We start from the raw sequence: 16,260 nt of genomic DNA on the forward strand, positions 1-16,260 counted from the left end.
GTCAAGCCGTCGCCGTCGCACGTTCCGGGATCCCGCGCTGCTGCCGTTTCAGCAGGACCGGTTTGCCGTGCTTGGCGATCGAGCGCGATGCAGCCTCCAGGACCTCGATCACCCGCAGTCCGGACATGGCACTCGAAATCGGCGGCGTGCCGCTCCGCACACAATCGATGAAGTGCTCGACCTCTATCAGCAGCGCTTCCTTGGGGGAAACGTGAGGCGCCCACATATCGCCAGCCCGATAACCGATTCGGAATTGATGAGCTTTATCGGAGGGGCCATCGACGGTGATACCCTTGTCATACACCTTGATCTTTTCGGTCGGTTCAAGATCGTCATAGACGATCATCTTCTTGCTGCCTCCGATAAACGTCTGGCGGACCTTGATCGGGGAGAGCCAGTTAACACTGACGTGCGCGACACATGCACTATCGAAGAACAAGGTGATATGGGCCATGTTTTCCGGAGAGCCGACCACGTGGCACGATCCTGTCGCCGAAACCGCAACGGGCTCCTCATCCAGGATATTATGGATGATCGAAATGTCGTGTACCGCCAGATCCCAGATCACATTGACGTCGCTCTGGAACAGGCCGAGGCTAGAGCGCGTGCTGTCGTAGTAATAGACACTACCAAGCTCTTTCTTGAGTAGGAGCTCGCGGATTTTCTGCACGGCCGGCGTGTAGAGAAAAGTGTGATCCACCATCAATGTCAGACCGCGCCGGGCCGCCTCATCAATCAGGTGTCGGGCGAGATCCGAATTTTGTGCAAGCGGCTTCTCCACCAGAACATGCTTCCCTGCCTTAAGTGCAGCCAAAGTCAGTTGATAGTGCGTATGAACCGGCGTAGCGATGGCCACGGCATCGACGGCTGGGTTCTTGAGAAGCTCATCGTAACAAGACGTCGTTATTACCCCTGGATAAAAACGCTTGCTGGCCTCGAGCTTTTCCGAATCGAGGTCGCTTATGCCGATTAGACGCACCGATCGATGAGCGGCGAAATTGCGGACGAGGTTCGGTCCCCAATAGCCGTATCCGATGACTGCAACTCCAATTGACTCGTTCGACATTCTCGCGGGTACTCCAATTAACGATGACGGTGGGAACATCAAGCAGTCCTATGCGCTCTCTCGCGTTGCTGGCGTATGCGGGTAGATCCATGGTCGGCCCAGCGCGAATGGAGTGAGCAACTGCTCGACAGTCTCAGGCCCTGAAGCATCGGCGGCCACCGACCAACGACAACCACATTTAATATAATAATTGGGCATATATTAATTAGCAAGGCAAATTTAAATTCACTACGCATTAATTTCAAGGCGCACTGCGGATTTAATGTGAGCGACGGTCGGGCCAGGGAACAGCGCAGGCGCTGGATCTGGTATTCAGGCTGTTGGTGAAGGCCTCTCACCCCTAACCGGCTGACGACAACTTGTTGAGCGGACTCGCAGCACGGTTCGTGAACGGTACTGATCTCTGCACGAAGACTCCTTCGGATCCTGAACTTCACGGAAGTCGCAGAGCGTCACGGTTAGTTGCGCAGGCCTGCCGTCGGTCCAAACCGGATTATTTGCGACTGGAGTTGCGAAGACGCGCCATACAGCGATCGGGATGAGAAGTTCCTCAGCCATCGGCGGTGGCCAACGGCAAAGAGGATGACGTTGGCGGTATCGCCGGCGCGGGCCTTCGCAATACCAGCGGCCGAGGTGGCCTTTGTTCGGATGGCTGATCATGGGCTCGCGGATGGGCGTCGCAGCTCGCGCCTGATGTCGCCGAAGACGACGCGTCTCTGGCCGGAGATGAAGACTCGTGTGGATTTTGCGCGTCAGGCGTTATCCCCTGTCGACATAGCCCCGCTCGATCGCACATCCGCTCAGTGTCTCGGTATCGCCAATGACCTGGCGCGGGAGGTGACCATCGTAAGAGCTGTCCGGCAACGCCTCGGCGTCAGCACGAACCGGCTGCCGGGGCAGGCCGGTTATTAGTGACGGTGGAGGCTTTGATGCCAAAACTCGCAGGGCGCAGCGGCTTTGCCGCTGCCGATGCATTCGACCTCCGGGGCGAGTTCCCCGATCGGCCCTTTCAGCCAAACTGCCCGGCAGTCTTAGATTCCTCAGTGGCCACGGCGTTTACGGCTGCGTCTGTCCAACCATTTGCCCACCGCCAGCGGTTCCTCCAGACCTCATTCCACTGACGTGCACTCGCGCCATAATCCTTGTTCCGCCATAGCGCTGCGGCCGCTGCATATCCAAGCCATCGCGTTAACGGCATGAGCAGATACAATCCCCTGCCGATCATTCGGGAAAGGGGCGACCAGTGTCGGTCCATCAGGGTCACGCGGCCGGCGAGCAGGTGGATCCGGAGCTCGCTTTTCTGAGGATATGAAGCTCCACCGTAATGTATGATGGTTGCCGTTGGAGTGATCTTCGGCCGGGCACCAAGTTTTCGCGCCCGAATGCACAGATCGGCCTCTTCCGCATACATGAAAAACACCGGGTCGAACCCTCCGAGGTCCTGCCAGAGCGCGCGCTCAATCAGGAAAAAGCAGCCCGATACGATGTCGACGGACCGGACCGAATCCCGCTTCCAGCCTGGATAGGCTTCCGGACTGAACGCCGCGCTGCTCTTGAATAGGTTCAATCCAACGGCCCAGCAGAACACGCTCCATAACGTCGCAAACTTCCAGCATGATGCCGGGTTCAAAGATCCATCGGCGAAGACAGTGCGCCCTCCCCATATGCGACATTCGGGAGCAGTGTCGGCAAATTCATTAAGAAGATCGATCGCGTGGTCCAGGACCACAGTATCCGGATTGATGAGTAACAGCCGGCGCCCCCGTGCACCTTTCGCTGCGATGTTGTTGGCTTTGCCGAAACCAACATCCCGTTCCGACGTGATCAGCTTGACGGCCGGGAAATGTTCCCTGATCGCCTCCGAAGAGCCATCAGTGGATCCGCTATCGAACACGATCAGCTCATATCGAACCCTGGTCGTTTGCTCCAAAATCGAACGGATACATTCAATCGTCATCTCGCGCGTGTTGTGGGTTACGACGATGATACTAACGTCCATTGCAAGCCTCCGAAGACGATACAAACGTTCTCAAACCGGGGTAACCAGTCGCGTGAGACATTTTGCCCGTTATCCGTTCAGCCCAGCGACAAGCACCAGAGATCAAGGATTACCTCGTTCAAGATAGCAACACCTCCGGCCATTACGTTCTATTCTCAATAGGAGTATGTTCCGCGTCGATGAACGTCCGAATGGTGTCTATGAGATGAGATGATGCTTGCCCGCCGAGCCGCTCGGCGGTTTCAGCAGAGCCGACTCGGTCCAGCCTCTCGACCAATTCCTTCTCGTCGAGAGCAACGACGATCCGGCCTTGTTGGGCGAAACGCCTTGCGCTTGCGACCTGATGATCATTTCGATGCTCGCCCAGCTCCGCTCGGCGAGGCATGACAATGATCTGCTTCCCCAGCTCGAGCGCCGTGATGATCGACCCCATGCCCGCATGGGCGACCACAAGACTTGCTGATTCCACACATCTCCTGAATTCGCTGGGATCAATAAACCGTTCGACGCGGATGTGCCGGGCGCGATATTCTGCCGGACCCGTTTGGGCGAACACGTCCGTTCTTCCACGCACGCCGGCCCATTCATCGATGGTCCGGATCAAGCGGTCGAATTGCCCCTGCGTTCCGACCGTCACGAAAATCATAGCACCGCACCTTCATAGTGGGGTCCTTCGGGGCGCGCCAGGTGAGGCCACTGCGTCAGCCAAAGGTCGGCAGAACGACCAATCCTGAACCCGGACATCGAGAGATGCTCTACGTTGGCGATGCTATCGAGCCAGATGGTTCGCGCACCCATAATCCGTCCGAGTCGCAGCGCCAAATATCCCGGAGCGGCCCCCGTAGAAATGATGATATCGGGCCTCTCACTCCAAATGATGCGCGCGAGGCTTCGGGCAGTTTGCAAAAGCCTGATCTTGGTCCAACGATTGGCATCGTTCACCACGTAAAATTTGTGACCCGCCACTTGCGCGCGATAGGATTCGTGAACAGTCACGAAAACGACGTCGCAACCTTCGAAGGCGTCCTTGATGCGCAAGAGTTGCACCCAGTGCCCTCCTCCCGAGGAAACCGCCAACAGTTTTGGACGATGGCGCGCCGACCGCACACTTGGATGTTGCTGCAGCATGAAGCCTCGAAACATGGCTTGGCCTCCTTTAGACTCGTGAACCGGAAGTCCCGGCTGCAGACGAGAAAAAGTGAGTTCGAACAATCATGCGGAGTTAAGTGGAAACTTCTCCGATTTTTGATTAACTAGCATTAAATAATTTAACTGTCAAAATATCTATTAAATTATTTAACATCGGCCGAGAGGGTCATCAGAGGGTTGGGCCGTCGGAATCGGTCACTATCGCCCCCGCGACTTTGCGCAAGGCACCAGACGAGATCCCGAATTTGCGGAATTTGTCAGTATTCCCGGATGCTTTCATCCAGGCCGCGAAGCAGCGGATACAGGAAATACGAAATGACGGTACGCCGTCCGACCTTCAGCTCGGCTGTGACTGCCATGCCCGGGATCAACTGCATGCGTTGGGGCGGCAGGCGAAGATGCGTATCGGACAGGTCAACGCGTACGCGGTAGTACGGCGTCGTTTGGTGACGTGCGCCTTCACCCTTCGGATCAGGGGAAAATGAATCCTGACTGACGACGCTGACCTCTCCGGTGGCCGTTCCGTATTTCTGGAATGGAAACGCTTCGAACTTGATCCGCACCGGCTGCCCAACCGTTACCTGGCCAATGTCCCTCCCCTCCACGTTAACTTCGGCCTGGAGTGGCGCGTCACGGCGGACGAGCATGAAGAGCGTTTCGGCCTCCCGGACCACAGAGCCAACTGTGCGGTTGGCAATCTCGAGCACCACCGCATCTGCCGGAGCCTGCAGCACGATCAACTGCCGGCGCAGCTCGGCCTTCTTGAGGTCTTCGGCGGTACTGTCCCGCTTGGACAAGGTCTCGACCAAGTCCTGATAGGCGGTGCGACGAAACTCCTCCGCGAACACCTTTTGATCTGCCCGGGCCTTGTCCAAACGATGCGTGTTGTCGACGATGCTGCCGCGAACACGCGCCAAATTGCTCTCGACCTCCAGCCGCGCATCACGGGAAAGCAGGAAGTTCAGCTTTGACCCCACCTCCTTGGCCATCAACGAACTTCGCATGCTCTCGACGAGCTGCATGTTGTCCAGCCGTTGAACCAGGACCGCCTCTTCGTCCTGCGCTGTCTTCAGATTGGCCTGCGCGGAGGCTATCTGCGCCTCGTAGTTCTGGAACTGGGCCTCATACGCGCTCTTTCTCTGCAAGAACACTTTCTGCTGAAGCATCTCATCGGCATTTGCAGGATTCCTGACGACATACTCCGCCCCATCCAATTCCGCTCGGAGCCGGGCGATAGCCGCGTCGAAGGCGGCGACGCGGATACGTAGCTGATCGAGGTCCGCTTGCGAGAAGGTTGGATCAAGGGTCGCCAGCACGTCGCCGCGGTTGACTCGGTCGCCAGGCTTGACGTTGATCTCCCGAATTACCGACGTTTCCAGCGACTGCACGACCAGATTAGGTAGAGTCGTGATCAGCTTGCCCTGCGCGGTCACGATCATATCGACTTGCGACAGCGACGCCCAGGCGATCGCAACCGCTATCAGCGCAACAACAGCATAGAGCATCATGTGCGCGACGCGCGACGGCACTCGCTGCTCGATCTCCAACGCGTCGGACTGGAATTCCGTAACTACGGGTGGCCGCCGCTTAACCGGCCTGAACATCGTTCGGCGCCTTCGATCGACCGTCTTTGCGACCGATTCGTCGGGCCTTTTGCTCGCGGAAGATTTTTCCATCCTGCTCATGCGACGTGCTTCGTCTGCTGGTTCCAGAGATGTCGGTAGATCGTGCATTTCGACAGAAGGTGGTCATGACGATCGATATCGACCACACGACCACGGTCGATGACGAGGATCTGAGCGGCCTCCGTCAACATCGAGAGCCGGTGCGAGACGATGATGACGGTTCTTCCCGCCGCCAGGCGGCGCAGATTGCGCCTGATGATCATTTCACTCTCGGAATCGAGTGCACTGGTCGCTTCGTCGAGGATCAATATGCGCGGATTGGTGATTAGAGCTCTCGCGATGGCCAGCCGCTGCTTCTGACCGCCAGAGAGGTTCGACGCCTCCTCCTCCAGCATGGTGTCGAAACCGCGGTGTAGCCGTTCAATGAACTCGTCGGCCCCCGCCAGTTGCGCCGCCCTAACAACTTCCGCGAAGGTTGCATCGCGCTTTACGCAGGCGATGTTCTCGCGAACCGTTCCGCGAAACAGGAAATTGTCCTGCAGGACAACTCCAAGATTCCGGCGCAGGTGAGCGAGATCGAGCTCCCTCGCATCATATCCGTCAATGCGCAGCAAGCCCTGCTGCACCGGATACATTCCCGAGATCAGCCTTGTCAGCGTAGTTTTGCCCGAGCCGCTCCGGCCGACGATCCCGAAGATCGAGCCCGGTGCGATGGAGAAGGAGACTTGATCGAGTGCCGGCGCTCCTTCCGGTCCATAGCGGAATGAGACATTCTCGAACTCGATGTTCCCAGCAAGATCTGGGCGCAGTCCATCGCTCTTGCCATCACGCTCCGGTTTCTGGTTCATCACCTCGCCGAGCATCTTAACTGCGAGCGCAACTTCTTGATATTCGTGCACCATAGTCACGAGCTGGACGAGCGGTCCCGAGACCCGCCCCGCCAGCATGTTGAACGCGACGAGTGCGCCGATCGTCATTTCGCCGCTGAATACGTCGAGCGCGCCCAACGCGATGATCCCGAGCGTCATCATTTTCTCAAGAAAACCCGTAACCGCCTGGGCGCCCGCCGAAATCTTCTCAACCCCGAAGCGCATCGTTACCGACTGAGCGCAGCGTTGGTCCCACACCCTGCTCTGCAGCGGCTCCATCGCAAGCGATTTCACTGTGCGCATGCCGTGAACGGTTTCAACAAGAAGTGCCTGCCGCGCGCCCTCGGCCTGGTAGAGGTCGTATAGACGACGCCGGAACGGACCCATCAATAATGTGACGACGGTCGCACTGACAGCGGTGAAGGCCAGGACCAGACATGTCAGCTTGGCGCTGTAGAGCGCCAGCACCGGAATGAAGACGAACAGCGACAAAGCATCGAGGGTGGTCAGGAAGAGCCGGCCAGTCAGGAATTCGCGAATCCGCGCCGCCTGCTGCATGTGCTTTACGAGAACGCCGGCTGAAATGTGGTCGAAGAACGTTATCGGCAGCCCGAGGAGGTGGCCGAATGTCTTGGTTGCGACCCGGATATCGACCCTGTTTGTTGCGTAGAGCAACAGGTAACGTCGCAAGAAGCCGAACGTCGCATCGAAGACAAGTGCTGCGGTCGCGCCGGCCGTGAGCACATAGAGCGTCGTAAAGCTCTCATGCACAAGAACCTTGTCGATGACAAGTTGAAAGAAGATCGGAAGCACAAGGCCCAGCGCGTAGAGGAGAATCGCAGCAAGCGCGACATTGCCGAACAGCCGCCATTGCCGGAGAAGTTCGGGTACGAACCACCTCAACCCGAACGTTCTCCGACTGTCTGACGACAGATTCTCACGCTTCGTCAGGACTACATCACCGGCCCAGCGCGCGCAGAACCGGCCTTTGTCAACGATCAAGGGTTCGCTCTGACGGTCGGCAAGCGGATCGAATACCGTTACCCCCTCCATACCGTCTGCTTCCTGCCCGGCGCCAAGGACAACGATCCAATTGTCGTTCGAGAGGCGGACGATGGCCGGATAGGCCTCTCCCAGACGACATAGCGCGCCCCAATCGAGGATCACAGATTTTGCACGAAGCCCGGCCTCGCGTGCCATTCGCAACAGCAGATCCGTCGCGACCGCCTTGCCCTCGGTGGCGTAGGCATGCTGCAGACGGTCCGCAGGCAGATCAATGCCGTGATGAGCTGCGACTTTGGCTAGACTTTCCAGTGCCGTTCGAGCAGCTGTATGCGGTGCTTCAGCGCAAACCACTACCGAGCTATCGGCGCCGCCGAGTTCAGCTGAAATTACTTGAGGCATTCGGAGACCGTGGGCTAATCGTGGCTGAGGGTGCGCGCTCGACAGACGTAATGTTGTGCGGAGACTCCGCCGTCCTCGGCTGGTTGCGCCGGATGGCGCCGGCATCGATCAGGCCTTGGAGAGCGTTCTGCATCACCTCGACTGAGTTCGCGAACGATTCCACCGAGAGGATCAGCCTCTGACATAAGACTTTCTTAGGTGCATTATTGGCGTCACGCTCCGTCGGCGAAAGGCTGATCAGATCGACCCGAACGATCGACCCACCAACCGTGATCTCGTCTACTCCATCGGTATAGGTTTCTGCGTGCATTCCAAGACTCCTATGCTGCCAGCTGCGCCCTGAAGAGAACATCCACGGCGTAGCTGGTCGAGTTGAAGGTGTTGGTCGGGAAGAGGCTTCCGGTCCCGTAGGCGTAGACGCCATTGCCGCCACTGGATGCGGACGAAGGAGCTGTCAACGGTCCGTTCGTGACTGAGTTGGCAAAGAGATTTGGATCGGCCGAGTAATTTCCCGCAGTGTGGTAGGAGGCGATATAGGTGGTCCCCGCAGTTATCGTCACCGGCGTACTGAAGTTGACCTGCTGCCAACCGCTGGTCGTCTCAGTGGAGAAGGTGGCAGTGGCTAACAGGGTACCCGTGCTGCTCCATAGATCCGCGACGTGTGTGCCCGTGTTGCTCGGTCCTTTGTAGAAACGCAAGCCGGTGATGTCGCCTCCCGTTGACGCCTGGAATTTCATACCGAGCTCGACTGAATGGGGGTCGCTGGCCGTCACCACGCTCGGCGTGGGATTGGAGCTGAACAGGCTCACGGTGCTGGACGACGAAGCCAGGACAGTCAGGCTTGCGGTTGCGCTGGCGGTATCGCCCCGGCCATCCGAGATGGCGTAGGTGAACGACGCCGGTCCGGTGTAGCCGGTCGTCGGCGTGAAGGTCACGGTATTGGCGCTGAAAGTTGCCGTGCCGTTTGCGGGACTGCTGACGCCTGTGATCGTCAGCGGATCCCCGTCCGGATCGCTGTCGTTGGCGAGCAGCGCAGAGGCGGGGATATTGAGCGCGGTATTCTGGGTCGTGGTGAAACCGCTGTCGTTGACCGCAACCGGCGGTCTGTCGGTGCCGCCGCCGGTCGAGGCGGTAAACACCACGTCAGCCCAGTAATTCGAAGCGCCGAAAGTACTGGTGGGGAAGAGACCGGCGCTGCTGGTGCCGCCATAGGCATAGACGCCGTTGCCGCCGGCAGCGGCGGAGGAAGGGGCCGTCAGGCTGCCGCTGGTGAAGGCGCTGCTGAAGAAGTTGTTGGTCGCCACATATGCGCCGTTGGTGTGATACGACGCGACATAGGTGGTGTTGGCGGCGATCGAGACGGGTGTCGCCAGCGTCACGGTCTGCCATCCGCTGGCCGTGGTGTTGGTGAAGGTTGCGCTGGCGAGCTTGGTGCCGGTCGAGGACCACAGGTCGAGAAGATCCGAGCCGGTGTCGCCGGGGCTGCGGTAGAACTTCAGCGCGGTGATCTGCCCGGCCGTGGAGGACGTGAACTTCACACCGACTTCAATCGGCGAGCGGTCATTCAAGTTGGTCTGCGCCGGGGTGTTCGAGCCGGTGAAGAGGCTCGCTGTTGTTGAGGACGAACTAGTCACGGTCAGAGAGACCGACGCACCGGCGGTACCGCCCCGGCCATCCGAGATGGCGTAGGTGAACGACGCCGGTCCGATGTAGCCGGTCGTCGGCGTGAAGGTGACGGTATTGGCGCTGAAAGTTGCCGTGCCGTTTGCGGGACTGCTGACGCCTGTGATCGTCAGCGGATCCCCGTCCGGATCGCTGTCGTTGGCGAGCAGCGCAGAGGCGGGGATATTGAGCGCGGTATTCTGGGTCGTGGTGAAACCGCTGTCGTTGACCGCAACCGGCGGTCTGTCGGTGCCGCCGCCGGTCGAGGCGGTAAACACCACGTCAGCCCAGTAATTCGAAGCGCCGAAAGTACTGGTGGGGAAGAGACCGGCGCTGCTGGTGCCGCCATAGGCATAGACGCCGTTGCCGCCGGCAGCGGCGGAGGAAGGGGCCGTCAGGCTGCCGCTGGTGAAGGCGCTGCTGAAGAAGTTGTTGGTCGCCACATATGCGCCGTTGGTGTGATACGACGCGACATAGGTGGTGTTGGCGGCGATCGAGACGGGTGTCGCCAGCGTCACGGTCTGCCATCCGCTGGCCGTGGTGTTGGTGAAGGTTGCGCTGGCGAGCTTGGTGCCGGTCGAGGACCACAGGTCGAGAAGATCCGAGCCGGTGTCGCCGGGGCTGCGGTAGAACTTCAGCGCGGTGATCTGCCCGGTCGTGGAGGACGTGAACTTCACACCGACTTCAATCGGCGAGCGGTCATTCAAGTTGGTCTGCGCCGGGGTGTTCGAGACGGCAAAGAGGCTTGCCCCGGTCGTGCCGTTGACGTTGACGCTGACCATGGCTGGAGTTGTCTGCAGGTTGACGCTGTCGTCGGTCGCGCGCGCTTCGATGACATGCGTGCCGGGACCCACAGCGGCCCACGCGTAGCTCCAGTTGGTCGTCCCCGACGCAGGGTGCCAGGTCGTGCCGCCGTCGGTTGAAACCTCAACGCCGGCCACACGGCCACCGACGTCCGAGGCGGTGCCGGTAATAGTGACCGTCTGGTCCTGGTTAAAGCTCGTACCGCCTGTCGGGGAGGTGATGACGGAGGTTGGGACGGTGTGGTCGGCGGAGGCCTGCGCGAGCACAAGGCTGGCCTGCAGCGTCTGCGGCGTTACTCCCATGTCGGCGAACAGATTGACCATCGATTGCTGCACGGCGGTGCTCACCGGCGCAGTAAGGCCACGATAGTCCGCGTGCTGATCTGACAAGCCCCACGACCACATGACCGTGCCGGCGCCGAACACCAACGCGCCGCTGGTCGTGTCACGGTACAGCGTCAGGCTGTGTGTGGCCGTGCCAGAACCTGTGGTCAACCCGTTGTCCAAGAGCAACGTGTTCACGTTCCTCGTCGTCGACGACATGTCGATCAACCCGGCGGGCCGGAAACCGTTGTCGAGGTCGCTGTCCCACTCGTAACCCAGTAGATGCGTCAGCGTCCCGCCGTTGCCGCTGGCGACGCTGGTGTTTCTCCAGAACCGGAGTTGCGACATGCTGGCGGGAATCGTGATGTTGTCGAGCGTGCCGATATCGTCGACCGTGAAGATCGTGCCGGAGAGTGAGTTTTCCGGAGTCCCCGGTCCGTACACGGGATCGCGAAACAGACCCGCTCCGCCGTTGGCGGTGCCGTTCGGGTCAAGTTGCGTGCCGCTCCAGATGTCTTTGTACTCCACAATTGTCCGGTTGGGCGTATGGCTAGCGTCGAAACTCGGAGCAAGCTCCGTGTCCCAATAAATTTGATTACCGCTTAGAAAGGCGAGATCGACACCCGCGTCTGCCGCGGCCTTGACATTGGCGAATTGTGATTGCGTCCAGTATTCGTCGTGGCCAACATCGATGTAGGCGTTGGTGTTGCGCAGCAATCCGGGGCTGGTCGCGGCATCGATGCCGGAGATGTAGCTGACATCGTAGCCGTTCTGCTCCAGCCAATAGATCGCGGCATATTCCTCGCCAAACAGAAAATCCGCCGGCCCGGCCAAGTTGGACGTTGAATTCATGGCGATCGGACGATTGTAGCTGACGGCATAGGCACGATCGTCCTTGCCATTGGGGCCTTGATAAAGATTATATCCGCCCCAGGGATTGTACGCTTCCCAGGTCTGATCACTGGTCTGGAACAGAATGCCCGAGGTGGTGCCGTCGTTACGGACGATGAATGGAATCATGTTCTCGTCATCGCCTGTATCCGTCGTCAGCTTGGCGAAGTAGACCCCCGAGACGGCCGTGCTGGGAATTGTCCATGAGTCCGTCACCGACCAGTTCCCGGCGTCGACAGTTTTGGTCGCAGAATTGAAGATTGGGTTTGGCTGATTGTCCGTTCCAGTATGATGCATACTGCCGATCAGGTGCGCGCCATTGCCACCATAGTAGCCAAGTCGGTAGATATCGAGCGTGTAGCCCGTCACCGACGAGGCGGTGTCAATCTTGAACGACACGGTCTGTCCGGCATTGGTGCTGATCTGTGTCGCGAAGCCTTCAATCTGCGAGTCGCCTGCGTTCGCGATCGAGCCGTGGATCGCCCATGTGCTCTTCGGCGTACCCGGCAGTTGATTCTCAGTGACAATTTTGTTGCCCGCGTCGCTGAAGGTCGCCGTCCCCGTTTGGGCGCCGGAGGTCGCGGTGAGTTGCAATGTAGCTCCGGTCGCTCGGCCATCAGCGGGCACCTGCCATTGCGCGACGACTGTCCCATTGGCCAGCCCATCCATGTCGCCGATGCCGCCGTCTTTGATCGTGAAGGGCGTATAGACATCGGCAATGCCGTTAGCGCCGGGCGCGCTCACTAGATCGGCAATATTGAATGTGACTGACGCCCCCGACCCGATGCCGGCTGCGCTAAACGTTGCCGTACTGCCCGGCGCGTAGTCCGCCCTGTCCGTCGTTAGGAACAGCGAATTGACGGCAGATCCGCCACGTGCGCTGGAGGGCAGCGCAGCCTCGTCGGGGGAGGCCTGGAACGAGACCGGTCTACTCAACATCGAAGACGTGGATGATGGATCCACCAATCTGGAGTGAGACGCTGGCCGGCCTGCCATTCCCGCAGCCGCATTGGGCAGGTGCTCTGACCCGATGACTGGCCCCGTGTGCGGTGGGGTCCAAGATCCCTCGAAAGCGGATGGACCGTAGCCGCCGCTCGAATTGATCCAATGACTGGTGCCGGTGCTCGATGATGCCTGCGCCACCTGATGGTCGGGCACGAATGAGAACGCCGGGCCCCCTGCGTTGGGGCGAGCCAACAGACTTGCCGAACTCGAGAGCAGAGCGGCCAACCTCGATTGGAATGGCGGGATACCGCGGGCCAGCTTCCTGCCGAAGCCGCCACGCGACAGCAATGCAGTTGCCACCTGACCAGCGTTGATAACCGCAATTGCCCTGGACAGGGGATTCGGCCCGCCGACCGCCTGGTCCGCATTCAGCGAGATCCCAAACTGATTCAATACTGGCGGTGTCCAGGCGCCGGCCGTTGGCCACAACCATGCACCTCGCGCGCTGGCATCTGACCAGCCGGAATCGGCTTCTTCCGGCAAGAGGGGCTCGGTTCCTCGATCAAGGACGCTCGCCTTTTGGTTCAGCATGGCCGGCCTCTCGAAATCAGCACAACAGAATGCGATTCAATTAATAATTAAATCAACCGTAATTTCAATCCATTTATTTTAACATTTAACTTAACGGCGAAACTGCAAGGTTTCATTGAGATACCTGCCATACCCGCTCTTCTGCAGCGACTCGGCCAACGCGAGAAGTTGATCACGATTGATGGAGCCGGAAGGCGACCTCCTCAAGACAGGCGATCTTCATTCCCTGCCGCTTTTCGAGGGTTTGGACGAACGTCCCACCATCGATGAGCGACGCACCCGTGCCGGTATCCATGCCAGGCAAACCCGCGCCCCATGCGCTCGACATGAGCGCGTCGGCTGAAAGGTAGCGCATTTGCAGATCGGTGATCTCAAGCTCGCCGCGCGGCGACGGTTCAACGCGACGAGCGTAGCGGACAACGCGATTATCGAAGAAGTAAAGACCGGTGATCGCCCAAATCGACGCTGGCTAGCTCGGCTTCTCCTCGATCCGTATCGGACGATCCGCCTCGTCAAATGCCACGACGCCATATCGTTCCGGATCGCGCACATGATACGCGAAGACCCTGGCGCCTTCCTCACGTCCCGCCGCCCTGGCCAGCAGTTCACTCAGACCATCGCCGAAGAAGATATTGTCGCCAAGCACCATCGCCACACGATCGCTTCCGATGAATCGGCACCAACAATGAAGGCGTTCGCGAGACCGGCAGGACGGGTCTGTTCCGCGTAGCTGAGCCGAATGCCCCATTGGCTCCCGTCCTCTAGCAACCGCTCGAACTGACACCGGTCTGACGGCGTGGTAAGAATCAGAATTTCGCGGATCCCTGCCAGCATCAGCGTCGACAGGGGATAATAGATCATCGGCTTGTCATTGATCGGGAGCAACTGCTTGCTGACCAGGCACGTGATCGGACAGAGGCGCGTTCTGCTGCCGCCAGCCAGCACGATTCCCTTCAGCATCGGTGTCTCCTTCTCCGACCAGCTGGTCAAGACAAGCTTCGAGTGAATGGCGCCAGGACGCCAGGCGAATTCCGAACACGCGTTCGGCCTTGGATGAATCCAGGCGCGAGTTTCGAGGCCGACGCGCAGCGGTCGGAAACTCTTCAGTCGTGATCGCCTCGAGCGCCGGAATCCGCGCTCCACGACGGGAAAGCTCGTCGAACATTGCCTTCGCAAAGTCGTGCCAGCTCGTCTCGCCTTGACCGGCGAGATGAAAGATGCCGGCCGCGGCCCTGCGATCGACCGTTACTGACCGTTCTGCGATCTGAAGGACAGCCTCCGCGAGGTCGTATGCGTAGGTCGGATTTCCCTGTTGGTCCCGGACAACCCTTGCGATGGGCTGCGTCTCGCATAACCGCAACATCGTTCCAACGAAGTTGCTGCCATAGGGGCTGTAAAGCCACGAGCATCTGATGACGGTCGCGAGCGGATGCGCGGCCAATACAGCAGCTTCGCCGGCAAGCTTCGACGCGCCGTAGACATTTAACGGCGCGGGAATGTCGCTTTCGTCGTACGCATCCGGTTTTGCGCCGTCGAACACATAGTCGGTCGAGAGATGGATGAGTGGAATGTTCATCTGCCAAGCGACGTTTGCCAACGTTGCCGCACCATCGCGGTTGATGCTGAACACTTTCGCGGCTTCAGATTCGGCCCGATCGACCGCTGTATAAGCGGCCGTATTGATGATTGCCGACGGCGCGATCGACGCGATGAGCTTGTCGTTCCCTTCGCGGTTCTCCAGATCGAGTTCTGGCCGCCCGAGAGCCACCGCAGGCAGACCGCGCGCTGCAGCGAGATCACGAAGACATCTGGCCAACTGACCGTTCCGCCCGGCAATGAGGATGGGTCGATCTGTCATCTTTACCTCAATGTTGAGCAGCGAGCAGACCCAGACGCGAGCCGTCATAGACACCGCAGCGAGCACGTTGCCACCATGCACGATTGTTGAGATACCATCCGACGGTTTCGGCCAAGCCCTGTTCGAAGGTTCTCGTCGGCTCCCAGCCAAGTTCGCGATGCGCCTTAGACGCGTCGATTGTATAGCGCGCATCATGTCCTGGACGATCCGGCACGAACGTAATGAGAGATCGCCTCGCTCCCGCGCCCGGGGATAACCGATCCACCATGTCACAAATCCGGGTGACCACCTCCAGGTTGGACCGCTGGCCATCTCCGCCGAAATTGTACTTCTCGCCCGGTCTTCCTTCGTACAGAAGTCTTATCAAGCCAGCGGCATGATCATCGACATGAAGCCAGTCGCGAATATTTCTGCCGTCGCCGTAGACCGGTAGCGGCTTCCGCTCGAGCGCATCGAGGATGGTCAGCGGGATGAGCTTTTCCGGGAACTGGTACGGCCCGTAATTGTTCGAGCAATTCGATACGATGACCGGCAGACCGTAGGTTCGAAACCACGCGAGTGCGAGGTGGTCCGAGGCCGCCTTGCTCGCCGAATACGGCGAACTCGGCCTGTAGGGCGTGTCCTCGCGAAACAAATCCTCCGGCCCCAATGAGCCGTAGACTTCGTCTGTCGAGACGTGGATGAGGCGGAACTGCTTCCGCCGCGGAAGCGGCAGACGTTCGTAGTAGGTCCTGGCCCCCTCCAACAGCGTGTAGGTACCAACTATATTGGTGCTGACGAAGGCCTCGGGTCCGGTGATCGAACGGTCGACGTGGCTTTCGGGGGCCAGGTGTATGATCGCATCCGGCTCGTAGTCGGCGAACGCGAGATCCATAGCCTCTCGATCGCAGATGTCGGACTGCAGGAATGCATAAGACCCCAGCCCCTCGATGCTCGCCAGCGAAGTCAGGTCGGCTGCGTATGTCAACTTGTCGATGTTGACCACCGCGGCACTGGTCTGCAGCACCAAACGGCGACACACAGCAGAACCGATAAAGCCCGCTCCGCCGGTCACCAGGATACGCATTCCACTCA

General features: G+C 59.4%; 10 protein-coding genes and 2 pseudogenes. All 12 read right to left on the bottom strand.

Translation table 11 applies throughout. From position 1 onward, the window contains the following. Nucleotide 1: 1 nt before the first annotated feature. The 12 genes and pseudogenes from AC0L3A_RS00060 to rfbB all read right to left on the bottom strand — a co-directional run bounded on the left by AC0L3A_RS00060 (nucleotide 2) and on the right by rfbB (nucleotide 16,252). Nucleotides 2-1,066, bottom strand: a complete 1,065-nt coding sequence (locus AC0L3A_RS00060; RefSeq protein ID WP_085358670.1) for a Gfo/Idh/MocA family protein — start codon at nucleotides 1,064-1,066, stop codon at nucleotides 2-4. Between the two features lie 489 nt (nucleotides 1,067-1,555). Continuing rightward, nucleotides 1,556-2,055: pseudogene (locus AC0L3A_RS00065) on the bottom strand (IS5/IS1182 family transposase); the annotation flags it as partial. 20 nt (nucleotides 2,056-2,075) lie between these two features. After that, nucleotides 2,076-3,065: a glycosyltransferase family 2 protein gene (locus tag AC0L3A_RS00070; protein WP_473253287.1), complete on the bottom strand. Its 990-nt coding sequence runs from the start codon at nucleotides 3,063-3,065 to the stop codon at nucleotides 2,076-2,078. 142 nt (nucleotides 3,066-3,207) lie between these two features. After that, entirely contained in the window at nucleotides 3,208-3,711 is a 504-nt protein-coding gene (locus tag AC0L3A_RS00075; RefSeq protein ID WP_473253289.1) for a glycosyltransferase, read from the bottom strand. Then, nucleotides 3,708-4,208, bottom strand: a complete 501-nt coding sequence (locus tag AC0L3A_RS00080; protein WP_240543182.1) for a UDP-N-acetylglucosamine--LPS N-acetylglucosamine transferase — start codon at nucleotides 4,206-4,208, stop codon at nucleotides 3,708-3,710. Before AC0L3A_RS00080 ends, AC0L3A_RS00075 begins: the two co-directional genes overlap by 4 nt. 263 nt (nucleotides 4,209-4,471) lie before the next feature. Further along, nucleotides 4,472-5,899: an HlyD family type I secretion periplasmic adaptor subunit gene (locus AC0L3A_RS00085; RefSeq protein WP_473253291.1), complete on the bottom strand. Its 1,428-nt coding sequence runs from the start codon at nucleotides 5,897-5,899 to the stop codon at nucleotides 4,472-4,474. Further along, the gene (locus tag AC0L3A_RS00090; RefSeq protein WP_473253292.1) at nucleotides 5,896-8,112 is read right to left on the bottom strand and encodes a peptidase domain-containing ABC transporter; all 2,217 of its coding nucleotides are present in this window, start codon (nucleotides 8,110-8,112) and stop codon (nucleotides 5,896-5,898) included. The genes AC0L3A_RS00085 and AC0L3A_RS00090 overlap by 4 nt, the downstream gene beginning before the upstream one ends. Beyond that, a complete protein-coding gene (locus AC0L3A_RS00095) occupies nucleotides 8,090-8,422 on the bottom strand; it encodes a hypothetical protein (RefSeq protein WP_473253294.1) in 333 nt (110 codons plus the stop codon). The genes AC0L3A_RS00090 and AC0L3A_RS00095 overlap by 23 nt, the downstream gene beginning before the upstream one ends. Nucleotides 8,423-8,432: 10 nt before the next feature. Further along, entirely contained in the window at nucleotides 8,433-13,328 is a 4,896-nt protein-coding gene (locus AC0L3A_RS00100) for a DUF4082 domain-containing protein (protein ID WP_473253296.1), read from the bottom strand. 90 nt (nucleotides 13,329-13,418) lie between these two features. Continuing rightward, nucleotides 13,419-14,288: pseudogene (gene rfbA / locus AC0L3A_RS00105) on the bottom strand (glucose-1-phosphate thymidylyltransferase RfbA). Further along, nucleotides 14,197-15,186, bottom strand: a complete 990-nt coding sequence (gene rfbD, locus AC0L3A_RS00110) for a dTDP-4-dehydrorhamnose reductase (RefSeq protein WP_473253298.1) — start codon at nucleotides 15,184-15,186, stop codon at nucleotides 14,197-14,199. Before rfbD ends, rfbA begins: the two are co-directional and overlap by 92 nt. Nucleotides 15,187-15,193: 7 nt before the next feature. Next, nucleotides 15,194-16,252: a dTDP-glucose 4,6-dehydratase gene (gene rfbB / locus AC0L3A_RS00115; RefSeq protein ID WP_473253299.1), complete on the bottom strand. Its 1,059-nt coding sequence runs from the start codon at nucleotides 16,250-16,252 to the stop codon at nucleotides 15,194-15,196. Nucleotides 16,253-16,260 lie beyond the last annotated feature (8 nt).

Source organism: Bradyrhizobium sp. MI1.3, assembly GCF_055811695.1.